General features: G+C 68.9%; 1 protein-coding gene. It reads right to left on the bottom strand.

Features of this window, described 5'->3' with window-relative positions:
- On the bottom strand, positions 1–752 hold a 752-nt coding region (locus ACTFO6_RS17380; protein WP_439935689.1), incomplete at both ends, for a citrate/2-methylcitrate synthase.

Here is a 752-nt window from a genome sequence, read left to right on the forward strand (position 1 = left end):
CGCGAAAGCCGCGCCCGGATGTCAGCCGCCGCCTCCTCGGGACCCTCGTAGCGCGCCTGAATCGCCCGCGCCACTTCATTCGCGCCCCCGTGCTTCGGACCCTTGAGCGCCCCAATGGCCCCGCCAATGGCCGAATAGAGGTCCGCGCCCGTGCCAGCAATCACCCGCGCCGTGAAGGTGGAGGCATTGAACTCGTGCTCGGCATAAAGGATCAGCGAGGTGTGCATCGCCCGCACCGCCTCGGCCGAGGGCGCGCACCCATGCAGCAGGTGCAAAAAATGCCCCCCCACCGAGTCGTCCTCCGTCTCAGGGTCGATGCGCCGCCCGTGGTGGCTGTAGTGGTACCAGTAAAGAAGCATGGAGCCGAAGCTGGCCATCAGCCGGTCAGCGAGATCGCGCGCCCCCGCCACCGGCCGCTCCTCCGCCTCGGGCAACAGCGCCCCCAGCACCCCACAGCCCACCCGCAGCACGTCCATCGGGTGCGCCCCCGCAGGCAGCCGCTCCAGCACCGCCTTCAGCGCCGCCGGCAAGCCCCGGTAGCCTTTGAGCTTCGCCTGGTAGCGCGCAAGCTCCGAGCGCGTGGGCAGCCGCTCGTGCACCAAAAGATGCGCTACCTCCTCAAACTGCGCCCGCTCGGCAAACTCCAAAATGTCATAGCCCCGGTAGTAGAGGTCCCGCCCCGTGCGCCCCACCGTGCACAGCGCCGTATTGCCCGCCACCACCCCAGAGAGCGCCACCGACTTCTTGGGCTT

The sequence above is a fragment of the Pelomicrobium sp. G1 genome (assembly GCF_051905455.1).
GTDB lineage: Bacteria > Pseudomonadota > Gammaproteobacteria > Burkholderiales > UBA6910 > Pelomicrobium.